Origin of the sequence: Spirillospora sp. NPDC049652 (assembly GCF_040675125.1) — a bacterium.
GTDB lineage: Bacteria > Actinomycetota > Actinomycetes > Streptosporangiales > Streptosporangiaceae > Spirillospora.
In genome coordinates this window covers 1-1,048 of the sequence record NZ_JBFAOF010001574.1, presented here as the reverse complement: position 1 = coordinate 1,048, position 1,048 = coordinate 1, and the positions used below count along the sequence as shown (strand labels likewise).

The window sequence follows — 1,048 nt, the reverse complement described above, 5'->3', positions numbered from 1 at the left end:
TTTGAACGTTCAGTGTGTTCAAGCCACTCGGCCTATTAGTACCGGTCGACTCCACACGTTACCGCGCTTCCATCCCCGGCCTATCAACCCAATCGTCTCTTGGGGGCCTTACACACACAAGGTGTGGGAGAACTCATCTCGAGGAAGGCTTCCCGCTTAGATGCTTTCAGCGGTTATCCCGACCGAACGTAGCCAACCAGCCGTGCCCCTGGCGGGACAACTGGCACACCAGAGGTTCGTCCGTCCCGGTCCTCTCGTACTAGGGACAGACCCTCATCAATTCTCCTACGCGCACAGCGGATAGGGACCGAACTGTCTCGCGACGTTCTAAACCCAGCTCGCGTGCCGCTTTAATGGGCGAACAGCCCAACCCTTGGGACCTACTCCAGCCCCAGGATGCGACGAGCCGACATCGAGGTGCCAAACCATCCCGTCGATATGGACTCTTGGGGAAGATCAGCCTGTTATCCCCGGGGTACCTTTTAGCCGTTGAGCGACACCGCTTCCACACGCCGGTGCCGGATCACTAGGCCCTGCTTTCGCACCTGCTCGACCTGTCGGTCTCACAGTCAAGCTCCCTTGTGCCCTTGCACTCACCACCTGATGACCAACCAGGCTGAGGGAACCTTTGGGCGCCTCCGTTACTCTTTAGGAGGCAACCGCCCCAGTTAAACTACCCACCAGGCACTGTCCCCCACCCGGATCCACGGGTGCGGGTTAGACGTCTAAGGCGACCAGAGTGGTATTTCACCAATGACTCCACGAACACTGGCGTGCCCGCTTCACAGTCTCCCACCTATCCTACACAAGACACATCAAACGCCAATGCCAAGCTATAGTGAAGGTCCCGGGGTCTTTCCGTCCTGCTGCGCGAAACGAGCATCTTTACTCGTACTGCAATTTCGCCGGGCCTGTGGTTGAGACAGCGGGGAAGTCGTTACGCCATTCGTGCAGGTCGGAACTTACCCGACAAGGAATTTCGCTACCTTAGGATGGTTATAGTTACCACCGCCGTTTACCGGCGCTTAGATTCTCAGCTTCGACACCC

At 57.6% G+C, this 1,048-nt stretch carries 1 rRNA gene; it reads right to left on the bottom strand.

The annotated features are described in order from the left end of the window. Positions 1 to 14: 14 nt before the first annotated feature. A 23S ribosomal RNA gene (locus tag AB0J52_RS42030) occupies positions 15 to 1,048 on the bottom strand; the annotation flags it as partial.